The organism is Clostridium zhoujianii, from assembly GCF_051590805.1.
In the GTDB taxonomy this organism is placed as follows: domain Bacteria; phylum Bacillota; class Clostridia; order Clostridiales; family Clostridiaceae; genus Clostridium.
The window spans coordinates 1,922,401-1,946,245 of sequence record NZ_JBPUTF010000001.1 but is presented as its reverse complement, the minus strand read 5'-3'; the positions used below and the strand labels follow the sequence as shown (position 1 = coordinate 1,946,245).

The 23,845-nt window shown below is 30.9% G+C and carries 25 protein-coding genes; 23 read left to right on the top strand and 2 right to left on the bottom strand.

What is annotated here, in order from left to right:
• A complete protein-coding gene (locus ACSYT2_RS09160) occupies nt 1-738 on the top strand; it encodes an amino acid ABC transporter ATP-binding protein (RefSeq protein WP_430854927.1) in 738 nt (245 codons plus the stop codon).
• A gap of 23 nt (nt 739-761) precedes the next feature.
• Nucleotides 762-1,598, top strand: coding sequence for a cysteine ABC transporter substrate-binding protein (locus tag ACSYT2_RS09155; protein WP_430854926.1), 837 nt, complete (start codon nt 762-764; stop codon nt 1,596-1,598).
• Nucleotides 1,599-1,637: 39 nt separating this feature from the next.
• On the opposite strand, the gene pdaA is transcribed toward ACSYT2_RS09155, so the two are convergent.
• Nucleotides 1,638-2,378, bottom strand: coding sequence for a delta-lactam-biosynthetic de-N-acetylase (gene pdaA, locus ACSYT2_RS09150; RefSeq protein WP_430855755.1), 741 nt, complete (start codon nt 2,376-2,378; stop codon nt 1,638-1,640).
• A 347-nt stretch (nt 2,379-2,725) separates the two neighbouring features.
• Between pdaA and ychF the strand changes: the two genes are divergently transcribed.
• The 21 genes from ychF (at nt 2,726) to ACSYT2_RS09045 (ending at nt 21,906) form a co-directional block, all read left to right on the top strand.
• Entirely contained in the window at nt 2,726-3,823 is a 1,098-nt protein-coding gene (gene ychF, locus ACSYT2_RS09145; RefSeq protein ID WP_430854925.1) for a redox-regulated ATPase YchF, read from the top strand.
• Between the two features lie 236 nt (nt 3,824-4,059).
• Nucleotides 4,060-4,488, top strand: coding sequence for a division/cell wall cluster transcriptional repressor MraZ (gene mraZ, locus ACSYT2_RS09140; RefSeq protein ID WP_430854924.1), 429 nt, complete (start codon nt 4,060-4,062; stop codon nt 4,486-4,488).
• A gap of 12 nt (nt 4,489-4,500) precedes the next feature.
• On the top strand, nt 4,501-5,433 hold the full coding sequence (gene rsmH, locus ACSYT2_RS09135; protein ID WP_438384563.1) for a 16S rRNA (cytosine(1402)-N(4))-methyltransferase RsmH: 933 nt from the start codon (nt 4,501-4,503) through the stop codon (nt 5,431-5,433).
• A 33-nt stretch (nt 5,434-5,466) separates the two neighbouring features.
• Complete coding sequence (locus tag ACSYT2_RS09130; protein WP_438384562.1) at nt 5,467-5,967, top strand: cell division protein FtsL; 501 nt, start codon at nt 5,467-5,469, stop codon at nt 5,965-5,967.
• Between the two features lie 50 nt (nt 5,968-6,017).
• Nucleotides 6,018-8,225 (top strand): stage V sporulation protein D, encoded by a 2,208-nt coding sequence (locus tag ACSYT2_RS09125; RefSeq protein WP_438384561.1) that lies wholly within the window; start codon nt 6,018-6,020, stop codon nt 8,223-8,225.
• 46 nt (nt 8,226-8,271) lie between these two features.
• The gene (locus ACSYT2_RS09120) at nt 8,272-9,729 is read left to right on the top strand and encodes a UDP-N-acetylmuramoyl-L-alanyl-D-glutamate--2,6-diaminopimelate ligase (protein WP_438384560.1); all 1,458 of its coding nucleotides are present in this window, start codon (nt 8,272-8,274) and stop codon (nt 9,727-9,729) included.
• 103 nt (nt 9,730-9,832) lie between these two features.
• Nucleotides 9,833-11,191 carry a UDP-N-acetylmuramoyl-tripeptide--D-alanyl-D-alanine ligase gene (locus ACSYT2_RS09115; RefSeq protein ID WP_438384559.1) on the top strand — a complete coding sequence of 453 codons (1,359 nt, stop codon included), beginning with the start codon at nt 9,833-9,835 and terminating at the stop codon, nt 11,189-11,191.
• 37 nt (nt 11,192-11,228) lie between these two features.
• Nucleotides 11,229-12,203, top strand: coding sequence for a phospho-N-acetylmuramoyl-pentapeptide-transferase (gene mraY / locus ACSYT2_RS09110; RefSeq protein ID WP_438384558.1), 975 nt, complete (start codon nt 11,229-11,231; stop codon nt 12,201-12,203).
• 24 nt (nt 12,204-12,227) lie between these two features.
• Entirely contained in the window at nt 12,228-13,373 is a 1,146-nt protein-coding gene (gene spoVE, locus ACSYT2_RS09105; RefSeq protein WP_438384557.1) for a stage V sporulation protein E, read from the top strand.
• A gap of 185 nt (nt 13,374-13,558) precedes the next feature.
• On the top strand, nt 13,559-14,341 hold the full coding sequence (locus ACSYT2_RS09100; protein ID WP_438384556.1) for a cell division protein FtsQ/DivIB: 783 nt from the start codon (nt 13,559-13,561) through the stop codon (nt 14,339-14,341).
• Nucleotides 14,342-14,354: 13 nt separating this feature from the next.
• Nucleotides 14,355-15,074 carry a DUF881 domain-containing protein gene (locus ACSYT2_RS09095; RefSeq protein WP_430854915.1) on the top strand — a complete coding sequence of 240 codons (720 nt, stop codon included), beginning with the start codon at nt 14,355-14,357 and terminating at the stop codon, nt 15,072-15,074.
• Nucleotides 15,075-15,088: 14 nt separating this feature from the next.
• Complete coding sequence (locus ACSYT2_RS09090; protein ID WP_430854914.1) at nt 15,089-15,430, top strand: small basic family protein; 342 nt, start codon at nt 15,089-15,091, stop codon at nt 15,428-15,430.
• A 9-nt stretch (nt 15,431-15,439) separates the two neighbouring features.
• Entirely contained in the window at nt 15,440-16,159 is a 720-nt protein-coding gene (locus ACSYT2_RS09085; protein ID WP_438384555.1) for a DUF881 domain-containing protein, read from the top strand.
• A 121-nt stretch (nt 16,160-16,280) separates the two neighbouring features.
• On the top strand, nt 16,281-16,961 hold the full coding sequence (locus tag ACSYT2_RS09080; RefSeq protein ID WP_430854912.1) for a YggS family pyridoxal phosphate-dependent enzyme: 681 nt from the start codon (nt 16,281-16,283) through the stop codon (nt 16,959-16,961).
• A complete protein-coding gene (locus ACSYT2_RS09075) occupies nt 16,954-17,415 on the top strand; it encodes a cell division protein SepF (protein WP_430854911.1) in 462 nt (153 codons plus the stop codon). Before ACSYT2_RS09080 ends, ACSYT2_RS09075 begins: the two co-directional genes overlap by 8 nt.
• A 12-nt stretch (nt 17,416-17,427) precedes the next feature.
• The gene (locus ACSYT2_RS09070) at nt 17,428-17,688 is read left to right on the top strand and encodes a YggT family protein (RefSeq protein WP_430854910.1); all 261 of its coding nucleotides are present in this window, start codon (nt 17,428-17,430) and stop codon (nt 17,686-17,688) included.
• A gap of 2 nt (nt 17,689-17,690) precedes the next feature.
• Nucleotides 17,691-18,458: a YlmH family RNA-binding protein gene (locus ACSYT2_RS09065; protein WP_438384554.1), complete on the top strand. Its 768-nt coding sequence runs from the start codon at nt 17,691-17,693 to the stop codon at nt 18,456-18,458.
• A gap of 14 nt (nt 18,459-18,472) precedes the next feature.
• Entirely contained in the window at nt 18,473-19,078 is a 606-nt protein-coding gene (locus ACSYT2_RS09060) for a DivIVA domain-containing protein (RefSeq protein WP_438385011.1), read from the top strand.
• A 166-nt stretch (nt 19,079-19,244) separates the two neighbouring features.
• Nucleotides 19,245-20,162 (top strand): RluA family pseudouridine synthase, encoded by a 918-nt coding sequence (locus ACSYT2_RS09055; RefSeq protein ID WP_430854907.1) that lies wholly within the window; start codon nt 19,245-19,247, stop codon nt 20,160-20,162.
• A 14-nt stretch (nt 20,163-20,176) separates the two neighbouring features.
• Nucleotides 20,177-20,713: a bifunctional pyr operon transcriptional regulator/uracil phosphoribosyltransferase PyrR gene (pyrR, locus tag ACSYT2_RS09050; RefSeq protein WP_430854906.1), complete on the top strand. Its 537-nt coding sequence runs from the start codon at nt 20,177-20,179 to the stop codon at nt 20,711-20,713.
• 23 nt (nt 20,714-20,736) lie between these two features.
• On the top strand, nt 20,737-21,906 hold the full coding sequence (locus tag ACSYT2_RS09045) for a THUMP domain-containing class I SAM-dependent RNA methyltransferase (protein WP_430854905.1): 1,170 nt from the start codon (nt 20,737-20,739) through the stop codon (nt 21,904-21,906).
• 83 nt (nt 21,907-21,989) lie between these two features.
• Here the strand turns inward: ACSYT2_RS09045 and ACSYT2_RS09040 are convergent, their stop codons facing one another.
• Nucleotides 21,990-23,729, bottom strand: coding sequence for an Rqc2 family fibronectin-binding protein (locus tag ACSYT2_RS09040; RefSeq protein ID WP_438384553.1), 1,740 nt, complete (start codon nt 23,727-23,729; stop codon nt 21,990-21,992).
• Between the last annotated feature and the right edge of the window lie 116 nt (nt 23,730-23,845).

The following is a 23,845-nucleotide window of genomic DNA, read 5'->3' as shown; positions in this document are numbered from 1 at the left end:
ATGGAAAAACCATTATTAAGTATAAAGGGTATCAAGAAAAACTATGGTGATATGGAAGCCTTGAAGAGTGTGGATTTAGATGTGAAAAAAGGTGAAGTTATCGTAGTTCTTGGGCCTTCAGGTTGCGGTAAGAGTACATTACTTAGATGTATTAATGGATTAGAGGAAATAAAAGAGGGTAGTATAACTTTAGATGAAAATGGGGTATTAGGTAAAGATATATCATGGGTAGAGACTAGACAAAAGATTGGAATGGTCTTTCAAAGTTATGAATTATTTTCACATATGAGCGTAATAGACAATATATTATTGGGACCTCTTAAGGTGCAAAAGAGAAAAAAAGAAGAGGTGGAGAAAGAAGCAGATTTACTTTTAAAAAGAGTTGGACTTTTAGATAGAAAAAATTCATATCCAAGACAACTATCAGGTGGTCAAAAACAAAGAATTGCAATAGTAAGATCACTTTGTATGAATCCTCAAATAATGCTATTTGATGAGGTTACAGCTGCATTAGATCCTGAAATGGTAAGGGAAGTATTAGATGTAATATTAGGACTTGCTAAAGAAGGAATGACAATGGTAATAGTAACACATGAGATGTCATTTGCTAGAAGTGTAGGAGATAAGATTGTTTTTATGGATGAAGGAGAAATTATTGAAACATCAACACCAGATGAATTTTTTACAAATCCAAAAAGTGAAAGGGCGAAAGCTTTTTTAAATATATTAAAATATTAAGAATTATTAAGGGGGAATTTATTATGAAAAGAAATGTAAAAGTAATTAGCATATTGCTTACTTTTGTGCTACTAATAGGTGCTTTAGTAGGATGTGGAAAAAAAGATGATGAATCACAATCTACTATAGACAAGATAAAGGAAAGAGGAACAATTAAAATAGGAGTTTTTAGTGACAAGCCACCATTTGGATCAATTGATGAAAATGGAAAAAACCAGGGCTATGATATTGAGATAGCTAAGAGAATGGCTAAAGACTTACTTGGGGATGAGAGTAAAATTGAGTTTGTTCTAGTTGAAGCCGCTAGTAGAGTTGAATTTTTACAAGCAAATAAGGTTGATTTAATCCTTGCAAATTTCACTGTTACAGAAGAGAGAAAAGAGAAGGTTGATTTTGCAACTGCATATATGAAGGTAGCTTTAGGAGTTGTTTCTCCAGATGGATCTGTTATTACAGATGTAAATCAGTTAAAGGGCAAAAAACTGATTGTAAACAAGGGTACTACAGCTGATGCATATTTTACAAAGAACTATCCAGATATCGAACTATTAAAATTCGATCAAAATACAGAGGCATTTGAGGCATTAAAGGATGGAAGAGGAGCAGCCCTAGCACATGATAATACTTTACTATTTGCTTGGGCAAGGGAAAGTAAAGGGTATACAGTTGGTATCAAAAATCTAGGAGATCAAGATGTAATTGCGCCAGCTGTTAAGAAGGGAGATACGGAGTTACTTAATTGGGTAAATGATGAAATAAGCAAACTAGCTAAAGAAGGTGCTATTAAAGAAGCTTATAATAAGACCTTATTACCAGCTTATGGGGATACAGTTGATGCAAAAGATGTAATTATAGAATAATAGTAATAAAAAGGCCACTGGATTTCAGCGGCCTTTTTATTATGGTAACTCATTTAAAGATTTAAATTCATAGCCTTCTGCTTGTAAATCAGAAAGTACTGTCTTTAAAACCTTTGTGTTTGTCCTTGATACAGCATGTAAAAGCATAATACCGCCAGGATGGGCACCTTTTTTGATTTTTTCTATTGCATAGTTTTCAGCAGGCTGATCATCAACTAACCAATCCTTGTAGGCAAAACTCCAGAAAATTGTTTTATATCCAAGAGATTTTGTCCTTTCAAGAGATACTTTTGAATATTTACCCATTGGAGGTCTAAAAAATTTTGGCATATCCTTATTAGTTAAGGTTTTAAATGCTTCTTCAACATCAGTTAGTTCTTTATTGAACTTTTCCTGATCTGATATTGAAGCCATGGATGGATGGTGATTTGAGTGATTACATACTAAATGTCCTTCATCAACCATACGTTTAATTAAATCGGGTTGACTATCGATATAAGGTTTAACAACAAAAAAAGCAGCAGGTATTTTTAATTCTTTTAGTGTATTTAGGATATCTCCTGTATATCCTTTTTCATAGCCTTCGTCGAAAGTTAAATATAGAACTTTTTTTGATGTATCTCCTAAGTAATAGCCTCCACCTTCCTTTAAGAAATCAATAGATTCTTTTGCTGGCTCTGGTGGTTGACCATTACTTGCTTTAACATAGTACCAATTTAATTCACCAGCATCATTTTTATTTTTTGCAAATACCTGCAATGGAAATATTGATAATATCATTAGAGGGATTAAAGCAAGAATAAAATGTTTCATTTTCATATAGTTATCACCTTATTTCCTTTTATATTTTCATAAGTATTATTTGTACATTGTCCAATTAAAATACTGGAAAATTTCTTCTTACTTTAAGATAAGGATTTTAGTTATGAAATTCTTTTGGGAAATGAAAATAAAATTATTAAAATTAATGAATTGTTGTAATGACTAGTACTTTTTGGGGTGGATTTTAAGAGTCTACTTGTGATATATTAAAGTATGTAAATAGAGAAATCCAACCTTATTAAAATATAAGGCATCATAATAGATGAATATAAGGATAGTTTTAGATAAGAAAGGAATGTACATATATGAAGTTAGGAATTGTAGGTTTACCAAATGTAGGTAAGAGTACTTTGTTTAATGCAATAACAAAGGCAGGAGCTGAGTCAGCAAATTATCCATTTTGTACTATTGAACCAAATGTAGGAGTGGTTTCTGTACCAGATAAAAGATTAGACGTACTTGAAAAAATGTATAATACTAAAAGAAAAGTTTATACAGCAATAGAATTTTATGATATAGCAGGTCTTGTAAAGGGTGCTTCAAAGGGTGAAGGATTAGGAAATAAGTTCCTTTCACATATAAGAGAAGTAGCTTCTATTGTTCATGTAGTAAGATGTTTTGATGATGAAAATGTTGTTCATGTAGAAGGTAGTGTTGATCCGATAAGAGATATTGAAACTATTAACCTAGAATTAATATTCTCAGACTTAGATGTTCTTGAAAGAAGAATGGAAAAGTCAGTTAAACTAGTTAGATCTGGGGACAAAACTGCAAAAGTTGAGTATGCAATAATGGAGAGAATTAAGGCACAACTTGAAAATAACCTTCCAGTTAGATCATTAGAATTTACTGATGAGGAAATGCCATTTGTAAAGAGTCTATTTTTAATAACTTCTAAACCAGTTTTATATGCATGCAATGTATCTGAAGATGATATTATGAGTGGGGATTTAAATAATTCATATGTTCAAAAGGTAAAAGAATATGCACAAAAAGAAAACTCAGGTGTAATGATAGTATGCGCAAGTTTAGAAGAGCAATTATCAGGTCTTGATGATGAAGAAAAAGCAGAAATGCTTGGAGAGTACGGTTTAGAAGAATCAGGGTTAGATAAGTTAATCCAAGCATCATATAAATTACTTGGATTAATGAGTTATCTTACAGCAGGAGTTCAAGAAGTAAGAGCTTGGACAATTAAAGAAGGTACAAAAGCGCCCGCAGCTGCAGGGAAGATCCATTCTGATATAGAGAGAGGATTTATTAGGGCAGAGGTTGTAGCTTATGATGATTTAGTAGCATGTGGATCAGAAGCTAAAGCTAAAGAGCAAGGTTTATATAGGCTTGAAGGAAAAGAATATATAATGAAAGATGGAGATGTAGTTAACTTTAGATTTAACGTTTAATTATACTACTATTTAAAAGACGGTGTTTGCCGTCTTTTTTTTATTTCTAAAATATAAAAAATTGCAATGTTTTTATATTTAAAATGCTAATAAAAATTAAAAAAATAAAATATTTAACTAAAAAGAAGGAAATCCAATGTTTTTAACGAATAATTACTAATGAAAGTGGTTAGAAGTGGTGTAAAGTGGTTGAAAGTAGAGTAAAATCACTATAAAGTATATAGAGGAGTACAAAAATGTTTATAGGTGAATATCAACATGCCATAGATAGTAAAAACAGAATGATAGTACCCTCCAAATTAAGGGAAGAGCTTGGTAATAAGTTTGTTATTACCAAAGGCTTAGATGGATGCTTATATGCTTATCCACTACAAGAATGGAAGAATTTGGAAGAAAAGCTTAAATCTTTACCTCTTACAAATAAAGATGCTAGAGCTTTTGTAAGATTCTTTTTTGCAGGAGCTTGTGAAGTTGAGATGGACAAGCAAGGAAGAGGATTAATTCCACAAAACCTAAAAGAATATGCAGGAATAGAAAAGGAAATAGTAAGTATAGGGGTTTTAACTAGAGTAGAAATTTGGAGCAAAGATAAGTGGCAGGACTACAATGATTCAAATGTTGATTACGAGTCAATTGCAGAAAGAATGAGTGATTTAGGAATATAAGGAGTTTTTAAGATGGAATTTAAACATGTATCGGTTTTGTTAAATGAATGCCTTGATGGGCTAGATATAAAAGAAGATGGTATTTATGTAGATTGCACCTTGGGTGGTGCAGGACATTCTTCTCATATATTAAGAAATCTTTCTAGTGAAGGCCTTTTAATAGGGATTGATCAAGATAAGGATGCTTTAAGAGCAGCAGGAGACAGGCTTAAGGAATATGAGAATGTAAAGTTTGTACATAATAACTTCCATAATATTGAAAATATTTTAGAGGAGTTAGATATACCAAAGGTAGATGGTATTCTTATGGATTTAGGAGTATCATCATACCAATTAGATGAAGGGGAAAGAGGATTTAGTTATATGAAAGATGCCCCTTTAGATATGAGAATGAACAGGGATAATGAATTCTCTGCCTACGAAGTTGTAAATAGCTACTCCGTAGAGGATTTATATAGAATAATAAGAGATTATGGTGAAGAGAAGTTTGCGAAAAGAGTAGCACAATTTATTGTGGATAGAAGAGCTAATAAACCAATAGAAACAACATTTGAGCTTGTTGAAATAATTAAGGCAGCTATACCAGCAAAGGCAAGACGTGAGGGACCACATCCAGCTAAAAGAACATTCCAAGCCATAAGAATTGAAGTTAATGGGGAACTACAAATTCTTAATAAAGCAATTGAAGATGGAGTGAAAAGATTAAATAAGGGTGGAAGAATGGCTATAATAACATTCCATTCTTTAGAGGATAGGATAGTAAAACTTAAATTTAGAGAGTTAGCTAATCCATGTACTTGTCCAAGAGAGTTTCCTATATGTGTCTGTGGGAAGACACCATTGGTAAAGATTATAAGTAGGAAAGCTATTGATCCAAGTAAGGAAGAGGTTGAAGAAAACCCAAGAAGTAGAAGTGCAAAACTTAGAGTGATAGAGAGAATATAGATAAGGTTATAAATAGACGGGGATGTGAATAAGATGGTAGTAAAAGATTATGATTATATTAAGGGGAATACGGCTGCAAAACCGCAGAGAAGAAGTAATGAGTCTGATAGAAGAAAATACGAAGAGCTTAAACGTTCCAAAAAAGACAGAAACAAAAGGCTTAGAGAAGATCAAAATAAAAAAAGAAAAGGAATTCTTCAAATAGCCTTATTAATTTTCATACTTGGTGTTACTACTATCTCAAGAGATGCAAAAGTTTATACTATGCAAAAAGAGGTAAAGAAAATTAACGCTGATATAAAAACGGTTAATGATGAAAATGAAGCTTTGAGAGTTGAGCTATTAAAGGTTGCTTCTTTAGAAAATATAAGGACTAATGCAGAAGAAAAATTAGGTATGGCAGTTGTTACAAAAGAAAATGTTGTACAAATAGATTTATCCGAGAACTACTTTGCAGAATTAGAAACTGAGTCAACAAAAGGAAATAAAGAAGAAAAAAGTTTATTTTCGAAATTAATGGATGCACTTGATTAATATGTGCATCCTAAGTGCTTTTAGAAACAATAGTAGATGGAGGAGTTAGATTGAAAAAGAATGTTTTCAGAGATAGGGCGCTAATGAAAAAAAGAATAAGTGTTGCTTTGATAGGGATTACAACATTATTCTTTGTATTAACATTAAGATTATCCTACATAATGATTGTAAAAAGAGGCGAATATGCCGCTATGGCTGAAGATCAGTGGACAAGTGAAGTAAAGATAGATGCTAGAAGAGGAAGAATATTAGATAGAAACGGTGTAGAACTTGCAGTGTCAGCAAATGTGTATAGAGTTGACTTTGATTTGAACTCAATAAGAACATATTTGAAGAATAATGAAAAAGATGGTAAGGCAATCACAAAAACAAGTGATTTGGCACCATTGATAGCAGATGCAGTTGGTATGGAAAAAGAGGATGTACAAAAAAAACTTGATACAACCCTTAAAAGTGGTGCACCAGCAGGATCTGCAACCTTAATTAGAAGAATAGAGAAGGATGCTGCAGATAAAGTTAAGGCCCTTAAAGTATCGGGAATTATAGTATCTCCAGATACTAAAAGATATTATCCTAATGGATCATTTTTGGCCCATGTACTTGGTAGTACAAATACTGATAATCAGGGGTTAACAGGAATAGAGTTAAAATATAATAGCGTTTTATCCGGAGTACCTGGAATGAAAATTGCTGAGTTAGATCGTCAAAGTGGTGATTTACCGTACACAATATCACAGTTTACACCACCAGTTGACGGTAAAGATATTACATTAACTATAGATGAAAGAATACAATCCTTTGCAGAAAGAGTAGCAAAGCAAGCATTAAATGATCAAAAGGCCCATGCAGTATCGGTAACAGTAATGGATCCAAAGACTGGAGAAGTTCTAGCAATGGTAAATAAACCGGACTTTGATCCAAATCAACCATATGAAGGAATTGAGAGTTTCACAGGAGATAATGATTACCAAAAGCTACAAAGTATGTGGAGAAATAGAATTGTAAGTGATACCTTTGAGCCAGGATCAATCTTCAAAGTAGTTACATCTATAGCTGCTATGGAAGAGAATACAGTTCCTGATGGTCACACTTTCCAATGTGGTGGATCTACTGTAATAGGTGGAAGGAAAATTAAATGTTGGAAAGCAGGTGGGCATGGAAGTCAAACCTTCGAGGAAATTATAAAAAATTCATGTAACGTTGCATTTACTGAATTAGGAGCAATGATTGGAAAAGAAAAGTTAAATGAATATATAGATAAATTTGGATTTGGTAAATTAAGTGGAGTAGATTTACCTGGTGAGGCTAGGGGTATAATTAAGAAGACAGAAACAATTACAGAAACAGATTTAGCAACTATAGCATTTGGACAAACTAATACTGTTAATACAGTGCAATATATGGCAGCATTTAATGCAGTAGCAAACGGTGGCACATTAATACAACCACATGTAATGAAAGAAGTATCACATAAGGATGAAAATGGTACAAGGGTAGTTGATGATAACTTTAAGCCTACTACAACCAATGTAGCTACATCAGAAAAAACAGCTGAACTTAGAAAAAGCTTAGAAAGAGTTGTTACAGAGGGATCAGGTAATGCGACCTTCATTGAAGGTTATCATATTGGTGGTAAAACAGGAACAGCACAAAAAGTAATTAACGGAGTTTATGCAGATGGAAAATATATTTCATCATTTGTAGGAATGGCACCAGTTGATGATCCAAAGGTTACAGTTATGATAACTGTAGATGAGCCAAGTAATGAAGGATATTATGCAGGTCAAGTAGCAGCGCCTTATGCTAAGTTACTATTTACAGATATATTTAATTATATGGAGAGTAAGTTTGCTACAGAGAATGCAAGCTCAATTGTAAGGGATGTTGTTATTCCAGAGATTAGAGGTAAAAGTGTTGAAGAGGCAAAGAAAGCATTAAAGGAAGTTCATTTAGAAGGGGTTATAGAAGGAAATGGTAATACAGTTAAGTCTATAAAACCTTATCCTGGTTATACTGTTAAAGAGGGTTCTAAAATAACATTATATACTGAAGGCCAAGGAGAAAATATTGATAGTGTAATTATGCCTGATGTAAGAGGTTATTCTTTAGAGTCAGCAACTACATTATTAAAGGGATTAGGATTGAAGTTCACTTCTGAGGGAACTGGAATGATAGATAATCAAAGTATTCCTCCAGGTGAGTTAATAAATAAGGGAACGTCAGTAAAACTAGAATTAAGTTCAAAATATATGGATTAATAATAGTTAAGAATTTAAGAGAATATTAATAGCTAGAGGTGATAACATGATTCTAAAAGAATTACTTAAAGAATTAGATTATGAAGTAAAACAAGGAACTATTGAAAAAACAGTAGATGGAGTAAGTTATGACAGTAGAAAAGTAGGTCTTAACCATTTGTTTGTTTGTGTTAAGGGATTTCAAGTAGATGGACATAAATATGTAAAAGCAGCATTAGAAAATGGAGCTACTACATTAATATGCCAAGATGAGGTTTTATGTGAAGATAAAAATATAACAATTATAAAGGTGAAGAATACTAGGGAAGCATTAGCGCAAATTTCATGTAATCTTTATAATAATCCAAGTAAGAAAATGAAAATAATAGGTGTTACAGGAACTAACGGAAAAACTACAACAGCTTTTATGATTAAGGCTATACTAGAAGCTGAAGGACATAAGGTTGGTTTAATAGGAACAATTGCTAATTATATTGGAAAAGAAAAGATAGATACAGAAAGAACAACACCTGAATCACTTGAGTTACAACAATTATTTGCAGATATGGTTAACAAGGGTTGTGAATACTGTGTTATGGAAGTTTCATCACACTCTCTTGAATTAGATAGAGTTTATGGTGTTGAGTTTGAAGCGGGGATTTTTACAAACCTTACAAGAGATCATTTAGATTTCCATAAAACCTTTGAGAATTATTACAAGGCAAAGTATAAGCTCTTCCAAAGAAGCTGTATAAGTGTGGTAAATGTTGACGATAATTATGGTAAGAAATTAGTAGAAGATCTTCAAGGTGAAGGGAAAAATAACTTTGTTACTTACTCAATTAAAGAAGAAAGTGATTTTAGAGCTTATGATGAAAAATGTGAAATTAAGCATATTGGATTTAAGCTAAAGATAGATAATGAGGAAGAATTTATAGTAGGTCTTCCGGGTGAATTTAATATTTACAATTCCTTAGGTGCAATTGCAGCAACATATAACCTTGGAATATCTTTAGAGAGTATTAAAAAGGGTATAGAAGAAGCAGTTGTTGATGGAAGATGTGAAATGGTAGGGAGAAAGTATAACTTACCTTATACTATAATTGTTGATTATGCACATACACCAGATGGGCTAGATAATATTTTAAAAACAGCAAAGGGCTTTACTAAAAATAGGCTAATTTCAGTATTTGGATGTGGCGGAGATAGAGATAAGGTAAAGAGGCCTCAAATGGGTAAAATAGGAGCGGAATTATCTGATATTGCAATAGTTACATCAGATAATCCAAGAACAGAAGCACCTATGAGTATAATTAAAGATGTTGTAGCAGGGATTGATACTGATAACTATGAGGTTATTGAAAATAGAAAAGAAGCAATTAAAAGGTCTATTGAACTAGCAGAAGCTGGAGATGTAATTGTAATTGCAGGTAAGGGTCATGAAACCTATCAAATATTAAATACAGGAAAAATACATTTTGATGAAAGAGAAGTTGTAGATGAAATATTAAATGAACTAAAATAAGAATATAAAGATGGCATTAATATTATAATTTATTGTGTGGAATATTGTATAAGCAGTATTCCACATATTATTGGGATTAAATGTATAACAAGAGGTGATTTACTTGGAATTGAAATTTGAAGAGCTAGTGGAGGCTATTAGCGGTAAAGTTATTCTTAATAGTGAGAAAAAAACTTTTAATAAGATTTGCACAGATACAAGGAAAATAGAAAAAGATAATATTTTTCTAGCTTTAAATGGCGAAAATTTTAATGGCAATAAATATGTTAAGAGCGCTTTAGAAAAGGGTGCATCAATAGCAATAGTAGATGAAGAATTAGTTGATCTAGAAGAAGTTAGGGGTACAATCATTAAAGTTGAAAATTGTTACGATGCATTATTATCTTTAGCGAAGTATTATAGAGAAAAGTTAGGAATTAAGATTATAGGTGTAACTGGATCAACTGGCAAAACATCAACTAAGGATTTAGTAGCAGCCTTTTTAAGTGAAAAGTTCAAGGTATTTAAGACAAAAGGAAACTTTAATAACCATATTGGTTTGCCATTGATGATACTTGAACTAGATTCATCAGTAGATATAGCTGTGTTAGAACTTGGAATGAGTGATTTAGGTGAGATACATACACTTGCAGAGTGTTCTAAGCCTGATATTGCACTTATAACAAATATAGGGCTATCACACATAGAGAATTTAAAGACAAGAGAGAATATTTTAAAAGCCAAACTTGAGATAACAGATTTTTTCAATTCAGAGAATGTACTTATTGTGAATGGAGAAGATGAATATTTACCAAAGGTAGAAAGTAACTCTTATAAAATAATAAAAACTGGATATAATGAAGGTTTTGATTACGTAGCTAATAATATTATACTTTCAGAAAAGAGTACTTCATTTACTATAGAGGATGGACAAGATGAGTATGTATTTAAGTTACCTATGGTTGGAGCCCATAATGTATTAAATGCCCTTTTAGGGGTTGCAGCATGTAGAGTATTAGGGGTTACATATGATGAAATGGTAAAGGGTTTAAAAAATATAGAAGCTACATCAATGAGGCTAGAATTTATTGAAAAAGATAACTTCACAATTATAAATGATTGTTACAATGCTAGTCCGGCATCCATGGAGGCAGCATTAGATGTTTTAAGTAATTATAAAGGTAATAGAAAGATTGCAATACTTGGAACTATGAATGAACTTGGTGATGAAGCAGAGAGGGCACATAGAGAAGTAGGAGCATATGCAAAAGAAAAAGCAGATATATTAATTACAACTGGAGATTTTAAAGAGAGTTACAAAATAGGTTTTGATAAAAGAAATATAAAAATATATGATGCTAAAGAAGAAATAATATGTGATTTAAATAATATTATTAATAAGGGTGATGTTATTTTAGTTAAAGCTTCAAGAGGCATCAAATTTGAAGAGATAGTAAAAGAATTAGAAAATATTAAGGTTTAACGAAGGAGGTGAACTGCCAAAGAAAAGGCAGTAAATTATGGAGCAAATATTTAACGGATTTTTTAATAGCACAATTTTAGTAGCACTTTTATTAGGAATAGTTTTTTCATTAATATTAGGACCAATTATAATACCTATACTTCATAAATTGAAGTTTGGTCAAAATATACGTAAGGAAGGACCACAGAGTCACCTTAAAAAAGCTGGAACACCAACTATAGGTGGTCTGATTTTTATTATTTCTGTAACACTTGTAATGATTTTAATGAGATACAAATTAAATGATGAAGGGATGATAGTATTATATGGTATGCTAGCATTCGGATTAATAGGATTCTTAGATGACATATTAAAAATTATCCATAAAGATAATGAAGGTCTTACATCAGGACAGAAGTTTGCATTGCAATTATTATTCTCTGCAGGCATTGCTATTTATGGATACTTTACATTTGGAACAACTATAGCACTTCCATTTACAACTATGAAACTAACATTAGGGTGGCTATTTATACCATTTGTAATGTTTTATTTTGCAGCAGTTACTAATGCAGTGAACTTAACGGATGGATTGGATGGTCTAGCTTCATCAGTTACAGTTTTAGTATTAACTTTCTTTAGTATACTAGCCTATAAGATGGGATATTATAGTGTATCTGTTTTTGCAATAGCCCTTACTGGTGGTTTACTAGGGTTCTTAAAATTCAATGCATATCCTGCTAAGGTATTTATGGGGGATACTGGTTCCCTTGCACTTGGTGGAGCATTAGCATCAATAGTGTTAGTATTAAAAACACCATTATTGGTAATAATAGTAGGTGGAATATATGTAATAGAAGTTTTATCTGTAGTTATTCAGGTAACATCATTTAAGTTAACTGGTAAGAGAGTATTTAAGATGGCTCCGCTTCATCATCATTTTGAACATATTGGATGGTCTGAAGTAAAGATAGTAACAGTATTTTCATTAATCACATTAATTTTGTGTGTGATAGGTTTTGTTTCTCTTTAGTAATTTAAAATGGAGGATTTGTATATGGCAAAAAGTAAGAAAAGAAGGAGGAAGATGGGGAGTATAGATTACGGTGTATTTTATGCTGTAATAGTGCTTTTAGCAATAGGTATAGTAATGGTATATTCGGCAAGTTCATATTATGCCATGTTTCATGATGGTAATGATAGTACAGCCTATTTAAAGAAACAACTAGCTGCAAGTGTTCTAGGGATGATAGCGATGTTCTTTTTTATGAGCTTTGACTATCATAAAATTAAAAAGTACACAGTTCCCCTAATGGTAGTTACGATTCCATTACTATTAGTAGTACGATTATTTACACCGATAAATGGTGCTCAAAGGTGGATACCATTAGGACCCTTTGGAACATTTCAACCATCTGAGCTTGCTAAATATGTTATAGTATTCTTTCTAGCTATGAGTATATCTGCTAAAGGAGATGGCATTAAAAATTTTCGCACAGGTATTGTTCCATATATTGGAGTTTCAGGATTTTATGCTGGGTTAGTTTTGATGCAAAAGAATTTAAGTATAGCTGCCCTTATAATGATAGTAACATTTATAGTTCTATTTTCAGCAGGTGGAAGGTTAAAACACTTATTTCTATATGTAGCCCCGGTATTAGTTTCTGCGGCTTTAGTTTTTGCATTAGGAGAGGACTATAGAAGAGCCAGAATGTTAAATTTTATCAATCCCTGGAAGGATGCAGCTGGAGATGGGTATCAGTTAATACAATCCTTTTATGCATTAGGGGCTGGTGGGATAACTGGATTAGGACTTGGTCAATCAAGGCAGAAGACATTGTATATGCCGGAACCTCATAATGATTTTATTTTTTCAATAATTGGTGAGGAATTAGGTTTAATAGGATGTGCAGTAATAATAGCTTTATTTCTTATATTGATTTGGAGAGGTGTTAAAGTATCTATGGAAGCTAGGGACACATATGGAACTCTACTAGCACTAGGTATAACTTCAGTAATAGCAGTTCAAGCTATTATTAATATAGCAGTTGTTACAGGTTCTATGCCAGTAACAGGTGTGCCTCTACCCTTTATAAGTTATGGAGGCACCTCTCTAGCAATTACAATGGCCGCAATGGGAATACTCTTAAATATCTCCCGACAAAAAGAAAGCGGTATTGAAAATATTTTATTAGAAAAATGATAGGAAGTCACTGTGAAATACAGTGGCTTTTTCCTATATTATAATTTTAGAAAATACAATGTATTATAAAATATTTGTAAGAATGGCTTTTAGAATTAATGCTAATATGAATAAAAATGTAATATTTTTTTAATGAATTAAAGACTATAAAGTGGTATGATAGAAGTTGATAATATGGGTATATTATGTTAACAAATAAAAAGTATGGAATAGGGATGATTATGGCAAAGTCTGATAATATGTATATAAGAAGAGCAAAAAGAAAAAGATTAATAAAGAGGCAAATTATATTAAGTATATTTTTAATAATATGTGGAGTAATCTTTGTAACAAAAACAGATACCTTTAAGATAAAAGATATAAAGTGTACTGGCGAAGTTTTATTAACAGAAGATTATATAATAAGCCAAACAAAAGATTTAATAGGTAAGAATATTTTTGGAATTAACAAGAATGATATTAAGAAAAGTGTAAAAGGAAACCCATATGTTAAATCTATTGAAATAAAAAGAAAGCTTCCTAAAACATTAGTTATTGAAGTTTCGGAAAAAAAAGGACTATATTATATTAAGGATGGGTCAAGTTATAATATTATTAGTAGTGAATTAGTATTATTAGAAAGACTTGAATCAATAGAGGATAAGAAGCTAATTGAGATTAGAGGCTTAGTGATGGATAATGTGAATCTTGGAGAAAAAATAAGTGATAATGTAAGGTTACAAAATTTATTGGAAGAATTCTATAAGCAAGAAGAAGTAATTGAAAGTAAAAATGAAGAATTTTCTATAGAGGCTATTGATGTAAAGGATCTTTCAAAAATAAAGGTGTATTTAGGGGATGTTGAAATAAAGCTAGGTAGTGATGAAAATGTTAGAGGGAAGATGAGTAATGCAATAAATACTTATAAATCAGGATTAGTTACTGAATATATTGATACAAGTTTTAATGGAACACCTGATTTTAAGTAAGGGGAGGTAAGAAGTGAAGAAATTAATATCGCAATTATTTGTAGCAATAGTATGTGGGATTCTAGGTTTTTTATTAGCATACCAATTTAAGGTGTTAGCTAAAACAAATGCCGGAGATAATAATTACAACAGCACAGAAATGGTAAGTGAAATTGAAAGCTTAAAAAAAGAAAAAGAAGAGTTATTAAATGCAAATACAGATTTAACAGAGAACTTGAAAAAATTTGAAGACTCTGCAGCTAATAGTGGTGATGTAAGCAAAGAGATTACAACACAATTAGAGGCAGCAAGAATGCAATTAGGTACTGCTGATGTAAAAGGTAAGGGATTGATAGTAACAATTACACCAAAGCCATCGGTATTTGGAACACCTAATAATGATACAACCAGAAATCTTGGTGAAGATGAATTGGTACACATAGCTAATATACTTTGGTTTGGGAAAGCAGAAGCTGTTTCCATTAATGATTACAGAATAACAGCTCAAACAGGTATTAAAAATTCTGGATCATACGTATGGGTAGGTCCAACAGAGAAAATCAACCCGGAGGAAAAAATTGTATTTGAGGCAATTGGGGATAAAACAACATTAAAGGTTGGATTAACATGGCCAGGTGCATTGGATTATAAATTATTAGGTAATTATAATGTTGAGATAGTAGAAAGTGATGAAATATTAATTGAAAAAACAAGTCAAACAATTAAAAATAATTATATAAGGCCAGTAAAATAATAAGGGGGTAAAAAATGATTGCAGTAATAGGACTTTTAATTGGAATTATTCTTGGTATAGTATTTGAGGTAAATATTCCAGAAAAAATTTCTCCCTATATGTCAGTAGCCATATTGGCATGCTTAGATTCGGTTTTTGGAGCAGTAAGAGCAAATCTTTCCCAGAACTTCAAGACAGATATATTTATATCAGGTTTTTTTGGAAATGCTGTATTAGCAGCAGGATTAGCATATTTAGGAGATAAACTTGGGATTCCAATATACATAGCAGCGGTTATTGTTTTTGGAGGCAGAATATTTGATAATTTTGCTATTATAAGAAGGCTATTAATAGAAAAATTTAAAAGTAAGCAATGAGGTGATTAGATGAAAAATAATAGTACTAAAATAGCTGTATTAATTGGAACTATTATATTAGGATTTTTAATTACCATAAACTTTAATTTTAATGAAATCCAACCGTCTACTCAATTAAATGCTAGGGAATATCAAAATATCATAGAAGAAAAACAAAAACTATTGAAACAAATTAGTAGTTTAAGAGAAGGTAATGCTTCAATATCAAGTAAAATAAATAATTATTCATATGAGGATAAAAAGCAGGATAAAATTGTTGAAGATATGATCAGGCAACTGGCTGATTATGGAATGTTGACAGGTTTAAATGAGGTAAAGGGACCAGGATTAGTTATTAAACTTACTGATGGAACTTATAATGGAGCTGAAGATAGTTATTATGATTCTATGAGTAAGATACTTCATGATAGCGACATGGCACTATTATTTAATGAAATAAGGGTTGCTGGAGCAGAAGCAATAGCTGTAAATAATCATAGGGTATCTCCTTTAACAGCTGTAATTTGTAAAGCTGCATACTTAGGATTTGAAGATGGTGACCAGGTTAATGCTCCATTTTCTATATATATTATTGGTGATCCGGATAGTTTAGAGGAAGTTTTAACAAGGGATGGTAGCCATCTAAGAAGATTAAGAACTAGAGGATTATTCTTGGAAATAGAGAAAAAAGAAGAAATAAAGATGCCATCAGCTAATATCCGTAATATGAGCTTTATGGAAGAAAATTAGAATAGTAGGTAAAAATACCATTAATAAAAGTTAAATTTAATTCAAATTATGAAGGAGATTTAACTTTTTTGCAGAATAAGTATAATGAAGAGGGTTAGTTACTCTAAGGAGGGAAGCTGCTATGAGTATAGGTTACAATATAGAAACAATAAAAGAAGAAATACCAAATGGAGTTAAGCTATTAGCTGTTTCAAAGACTAAGTCTATTGAAGAGATGGAAGAAGCATACAAACTAGGAATTAGAGACTTTGGTGAAAATAAAGTACAGGAATTGATTAGAAAAGAAGAAGAGTTTCATAAGGATGTTAGATGGCATCAAATAGGAATGCTTCAAACTAATAAAGTTAAGTACTTAGTTGGAAAGGTTTATTTAATTCATTCTCTATCAAGTATAAAGCTACTTAATCAAATAGAAAAAGAATTTGAGAAAAAAAACCTAATTGCAAATGTTCTAATTCAAATCAACATTGGAAAAGAGGAAAGCAAGAGCGGTTTCTTTATTGAGGAGCTTAGTGAAGTTATAAATGAAGTAGAGAACTGTAAGTATGTTAAAGTTAAGGGGATTATGGCCATAATTCCTAAAGGTGATGAGGAGAGCAATAGAAGGTATTTCAAAGAAACAAAAGAAACTTTTGATGGCCTTAAACATAAAAGCTTCAAGAATATAAGTATGGAAATCTTATCAATGGGGATGACTCATGATTATAAGATAGCTATAGAAGAGGGATCTAATCTAATAAGAATTGGTGAAGGAATCTTCGGTAAAAGAAATTATAGTACAGGGGGAGTAAACAATGAGTAATATGATGACAAAAGTTAAATCATTTTTAGGAATCGGGGAATATGAGGACGAATATGATGAATATGATGATTTTGATGATGTAGAAAATGTTGAGGATGATTTAGAAGAATCAATAGAACCAGTAATTCAAAATAAAAGAAATAATAAAGTTGTTAATATTCATAGTTCATCTTCAGCTAAGGTTACAATAACAAAGCCTTTAGCATATGAAGAGGCTACTGAAATAAGTGATGCATTAAAGAGCAGAAAAATAGTAGTTGTTAATACAGCAGCTTTAGAGAATAGAATAGCACAAAGGTTATTAGATTTTATAAGCGGTTCATGTTATGCATTAGGTGGAGAACTTCAAGAGATTGAAAAGGGAGTATATATCCTTTCACCTTCAAATGTAGAAGTAACTAATGAGTTAAAAAATGAGTTGAGTTCAAAAGCGTTATTTAGCTGGACAAAGTAGGAGTAAATTTAAATGGGAGTTGTATTTTATATTTTATCATCTGTAATTTTTGGATTAGAGTTAATTATATTAGTGGAGTGTTTACTCTCATGGTTTGTACAAGGTAGAGGAAATGAAATAATGAATTTACTAAGGATAATAACTAATCCAATATTAGAACCATTTAGAAGATTACAGAATCAATTTTTTGGAGATGTAGCAATAGATTTTTCGCCAATCTTAGCTATAGTAGCACTTCAAATATTAAAAAGGATTATATACATAGTATTTTAATTATGGATAAAAAAAGAATACTTAATAATTTTGGAGAAGATGATAAGGCGGATGTTTTAAATCTGTATGAAAAATATACTTTATCTTTCGAAAGAGATATTCCTATTTTTGGGAACAACTTCTATTCTCCTAATGTGTGGAAATTCTTTCAAAGCACATTAGGAACCAAGGAGTTTAAGGTAGAAACATATGGATTCTTTAAAGAGGCGGAAAGACGGATGATATCATTTAATAATTTATATGATGCAGAATTCCCCATAAAGGTAATTAAAATTGAAAACAACTCAAAATTTAGTTCTCCAACCCATAGAGATTATTTAGGAGCTATATTATCATTAGGAATTAACCGCAATAAAATTGGTGATTTGCTAATTAAGGATAATATATGCTATTTACCAATATGTGAAGAAATTGAAGACTTTATAATAAATAATCTAACATCAATAGGAAGGTCTCCATGTAGTGTTACCACTGTAGAAGAGGGATTTATTCCACCTAATCCTGAATTTAAAGAGGAGATAATACTTGTTCAATCTTTAAGAGTGGATTCTATAGTAGCAAAGTTGACAAAACTCTCAAGAGGGAAATCTCAAGCTATTATTGAAGAAGGAAAGGTGTTAATCGATTATAATAGAATAAAGGATAAGAGTAAAGAAGTGGTAAAAGGAGAACGAATCACAATAAGGGGCCTAGGTAAATTTATTTTAGGTGATATAGTAGGCAGTAGTAAAAGTGGTAAATTTAAAGTGGTGATAAAAAAATATACATAGTAGAGGTGAAACATATGAAACTTACACCAATGGATATTAATAATAAAGAGTTTAAAAGAGGGTTAAGAGGATATAACCCAGAAGAGGTTGATGATTTCTTAGAGGAAGTAGTAGAGAACTATGAAGAACTTTATAAGGAAAATTCAAAACTTAAAGAAAAAATTAATGTAGCAACAGAGAAAATAGAACATTATGCAAAAATTGAAAGTACTATTCAAAATACATTACTATTAGCTCAAAATGCGGCAGATCAAGCAAAGTCTACTTCTGAAAAAGAAGCAGAACTAATAATTAAGACTGCTAATGAAACTGCCCAAAGAATTGTGGATAAAGCACATAATGATGTCATCCAAATCAATGATGAATTTGATAGAGTTAAGCAAGAATTTATAAAGTTTAGAAATAAATTTAGAAACTTTATAAATACTCAATTAGATACATTTGACGATTTAGAAAAAGATTTAAATAAGAATTATAGTATAGCAACTCCAGTTGAAGAAATTGCAGTTGAAAGAGAAATAGATTTTAGTGAAGAAGCATTTAAAACAATTGAAGATGATGTAATTAATGATGAAATTGATGAAATTAAAAGTTTCTTTGCAACAAGAGACGAGGAATAATTTTTTGATTTTAAAAAGAAGATTGCTGTGTAAAACCAGGGATCTTCTTTTTATATTGTACAAGAAATTTTATAGGATAATATAGGGAGGTATTTACCTGGTGTTGACCTTGTTAAGACAGTTATATTATAATGTTAAAGAATAGAATATAGAGGTGTTTAACATAATGGAAGAAACTATATATACAGTCGAAGAGGATTTTGAAGGAGAGAGAATAGATAAATATTTATCTCAGCTTTTTGTAGATAAATCAAGATCATACTTACAAGGGTTAATTGAAAAAGGAAATATAACAGTTAATGATAAAATTATAAAAAGTAACTATAAATTAAGATATCATGATGAAATTAAGGTTTTATTACCTGAGCCTATTTTACTGAAGGTAGAATCAGAAAATATTCCATTGGACATAGTTTATGAGGATTCAGACATTATAGTTATAAATAAACCTCAAGGAATGGTAGTACATCCTGCACCAGGTAACTACACTGGAACTCTAGTAAATGCTTTATTATATCATTGTACTGACTTATCAAGTATTAACGGGATTGTTAGACCAGGTATTGTACATAGGATAGATAAGGATACTACAGGAATTTTAGTTGTTGCAAAAAACGATGAATCACATAATTTTTTATCTGATCAACTTAGAGATCATTCTATGAAGAGAGAGTATTATGCCTTAGTAGAGGGTAGAATAAAGGAAGATAAAGGAACAATAGATAAGCCACTTGGTAGAAATAAAAAAGACAGACTGAAAATTGGAGTAGTTCCAGATGGAAGGCGTGCTGTAACGCATTATGAGGTTTTAGAGAGATATAAGGAAACTACATTAGTTAAGTGTAGGTTAGAAACTGGTAGGACCCATCAGATAAGAGTACATATGGCTTCAATTGGTCATCCACTTATTGGTGATCCACTATATGGATTTAAGAAGCAAAAATATAAATTAGAAGGACAAATGCTTCATGCTAAGATCTTAGGATTTATTCATCCGAAGAGTAGAGAATTCATGGAGTTCTCTTCTGATTTGCCAAAATATTTCGAGAATCTTTTAGAAAGATTACGAAAAGAGGTTATGTAGGAGGAAGATAAATAATGAAATTAAAAGCTAATTTACTAGATGATAAGGCTGTAAAACGAAGCTTGATTAGAATATCCCATGAGATTATTGAAAGAAATAAAGGGGTAGAAGATATAGTGTTAGTAGGTATAAAGAGAAGAGGATACCCTTTAGCACAAAGGATAGCTAATGAGATATTGAAAATAGAGGGTGTAAATGTTCCAGTTGGATCAGTAGACATAACATTTTATAGGGATGACTTAACACATTCAGCAGAAACACCAAAGGTAAAAAATATTGATCTTGGTGTAGATGTTGAAAATAAAAAAGTTGTACTTGTTGATGATGTTTTATACACATGCAGAACGGTTAGAGCGGCTATAGATGCTGTAATAGATAGGGGAAGACCTAAAGCTATTCAATTGGCTGTACTTATTGATAGAGGTCATAAAGAATTACCAGTTAGAGCAGATTATGTAGGGAAAAATATACCAACATCAAAGGACGAAAAGATTGCAGTTCATATTGTTGAAATAGATAATGAGGATTCAGTTAAAATATACGAGGATTAAAACCACTCTGAAGGAGAAAAGATATGGAATATAATTTAATAGCAACAACTACATTTGGTCTTGAAGGGATAACGGCAAAGGAACTAAAGACTTTAGGTTATGAGGATGTAAAGACAGAAACTAGTAAAGTATTCTTTACTGGTGATGAGATGGATATAGCAATTGCTAATATTCATCTTAGAACTGCAGACAGAGTATTAATAAAAATGGCTGAATTTGAAGCAAGAACCTTTGAGGAGTTATTCCAAGGAACTAAAAAAGTAGATTGGAGTAAAATAATCCCTAGGAATGGAGTAATGCACGTTGTAGGAAAATCTGTTAAATCAACACTTCATAGTGTTCCAGACTGCCAATCAATAGTTAAAAAAGCAGTTATAACTAGCATGAGTGAAGCTTATGGAATAAAACAGTTCGAAGAGAATGGACCTGTATATAGAATTGAAGTAGCTATTTTAAAGGATAAGGTAACCTTAACAATAGATACTTCTGGTTCAGGGTTACATAAGAGAGGCTATAGGGAACACTCTGGGGCAGCTCCCTTAAAAGAAACATTAGCCGCTGCAATGGTATACCTATCAAGGTGGCAGGATACATATGAACTTGTAGACCCTTTCTGTGGATCTGGAACTATACTGATAGAAGCAGCAATGATAATGCAAAATATTGCTCCAGGATTAAATAGGACTTTTGCATGTGAAGAATGGCCAACCATACCTGATTATATATTTAATCAAGTAAGAGAAGGTGCAAAAAGAGCTATAAAGAAGAAAGAAATAAAACTTTTAGGCTATGATATAGATACATGGGTTCTTAGAACAGCTCAAAATAATGCAATAAAAGCTGGCGTAAGTGAGTATATAGAGTTTCATAAAAGAGACTTTAAGGAATTTTCTCATAGAAAAAGATATGGGTTTATTATAACAAATCCACCTTATGGAGAAAGATTAAGTGAAAAGTCTGAAGTTGAAAAACTATATAAAGTATTTGGAGACTATAAAAGAGATTTCAAAGACTGGGAATTTAACATTTTAACTTCATATGAAGAATTCGAAAAGCCTTTTGGAATAAAATCTACTAAAAATAGAAAGCTTTACAATGGTAAGCTTAGATGTTATTACTATCAATACTTAGATAATCCATTAATAAAAGGTCAAGGAGATACAGTTATCCAAGAATTAATTAGAAAGTCATAGATAAAATAGAAAATCCCAATATACATATAACATTATGCTGTATGTATATTGGGATTTTAATTTATAAGAGAAGGGTTAAAGAATTAAACTTTTCTTATATTTAGTTTATCGTACTCTTTTGGATCAGCGTAAATTGTTTTATTTGTATAGTAAATTACCATTCCTGGCTTTGCCCCATTTGGTTTCTTAAGATTTCGTACTTCAGTATAATCTACAGGTACCTTTGAGTTATTTTTACCTTTACTATAGTAAGCAGCAATAATTGCAGCTTCCTCAAGACTTTGATCATCAATATTAAGGCCTTTAATTATTACATGAGAACCAGGGATATTTTTAGTGTGTAACCAAATATCATTTCTATGAGCAAATTTAAGGCTTAAATAATCATTTTGTAGGTTATTTTTTCCAACGTATATATCAAAACCACTAGAAGAAACAAAATGAAGTGGTTTGCTTTCTTTAACTTTTTTATTACCTTTATTAGTATTCTTAAATTTGATATATCCAGTTTCCATAAGCTCTCTTTTAATTTGCTCAATTTCATCATAAGATTCAACGTTTATTATATTTGTTAAGACTGAATTTAAATATTCCAATTCAGCTTCATTTTTTGCAAGTTGTTCAATAGCCCATTCCTCAGACTTCTTAAGCTTATTATATTTTTTGTAATACTTTTGAATATTTTCAGAAGGAGATTTGTGTTTATCAAGATTGATAGTAATATATTCTTCCTTTTCACTATAAAAGTTTAATAGTTTTACTTTGTCGTCTCCTTGCTTTAAAGTATAAATATAAGAAGTGAGTAAATCCCCTTTGATTTTAATTAAATCTTTCTCAGCACTTTCTTTTAGATTTTCATTAAGAATTTTATTTTTCTTATTACAGCGCTCAATATTTGTATTAATAAGCTTTTGCAGATCAGTTGATCTATTAGATAGTCTTTCTTGCTTATCTTTTATCATAAAGAAATTATCTAATAAAATTGAAGGTGATTCAAACTCAATAGAATTATTAATTTGGTCATTATAAGAAAGTGGTTGTGAATAGAAGTCTACATATAAACCATTTTCATTTGTGTATATTAAAAATTTATTATTCCTATCAAGGCCTGCTATAAAATCTTTTATAAAGCTATATAATTCAGACTTATTTGTTAATGATATATTTAAGTTTTTTGCTTTAGTATAAAGATCTATTGATAAAGGTTTTGCAATTCCAGTTAAAGTTTTAGAGAAAAATTTTTCATCAAAATTTACATCATTTTCATCTACAAAACTTGAAAAGTCATCTATACTCATTTTAAATGGATTTAACTTATTAGATTCTGGAGGATATACATAATTAACACCTGGATATAAAACACGATAGCTATTTATATCTGGTGTTATGTGCTTAATTGATTCCATAATTTTATTATCTCTATCTCTGATAAGTGTGATATTTGAATGTCTACCCATTATTTCAATTATTAGTGAGTAAGAACTATTAAATCCCATCTCATCCGAAGCCTCAATTTTAAAGATAACTATCCTATCACTATCTTTTTGATAGACATCAATTATACGTCCCCCTATTAAATATTTTCTAAGTACCATTAAAAACATAGGTGCTTTCAATGGATTTTCTTTAACAGCATCAGTAAAGTGTAATCGAGGAAATTTAGATGAGGCTGATATAAGTAATTTATGATTCTTCCTCTCTTTTCTTAAAGTTATAATTATTTCATCCTTTTCAGGTTGATTGATTTTATCAATTTTTGAGTCTATTAGGGTTGGTTTTAAACTACCTAATAAACTATAAAGAAATATTCCATCTAGTGCCATAATATTCATCCTTTCACTGTGATAAACATAGTATATCATTAATTAAAAGGTTAGTTAAGTTTTTAGGAGAATCTAATAAGTTAATAGATGGTATAATAGTGATTTTATTCATATTT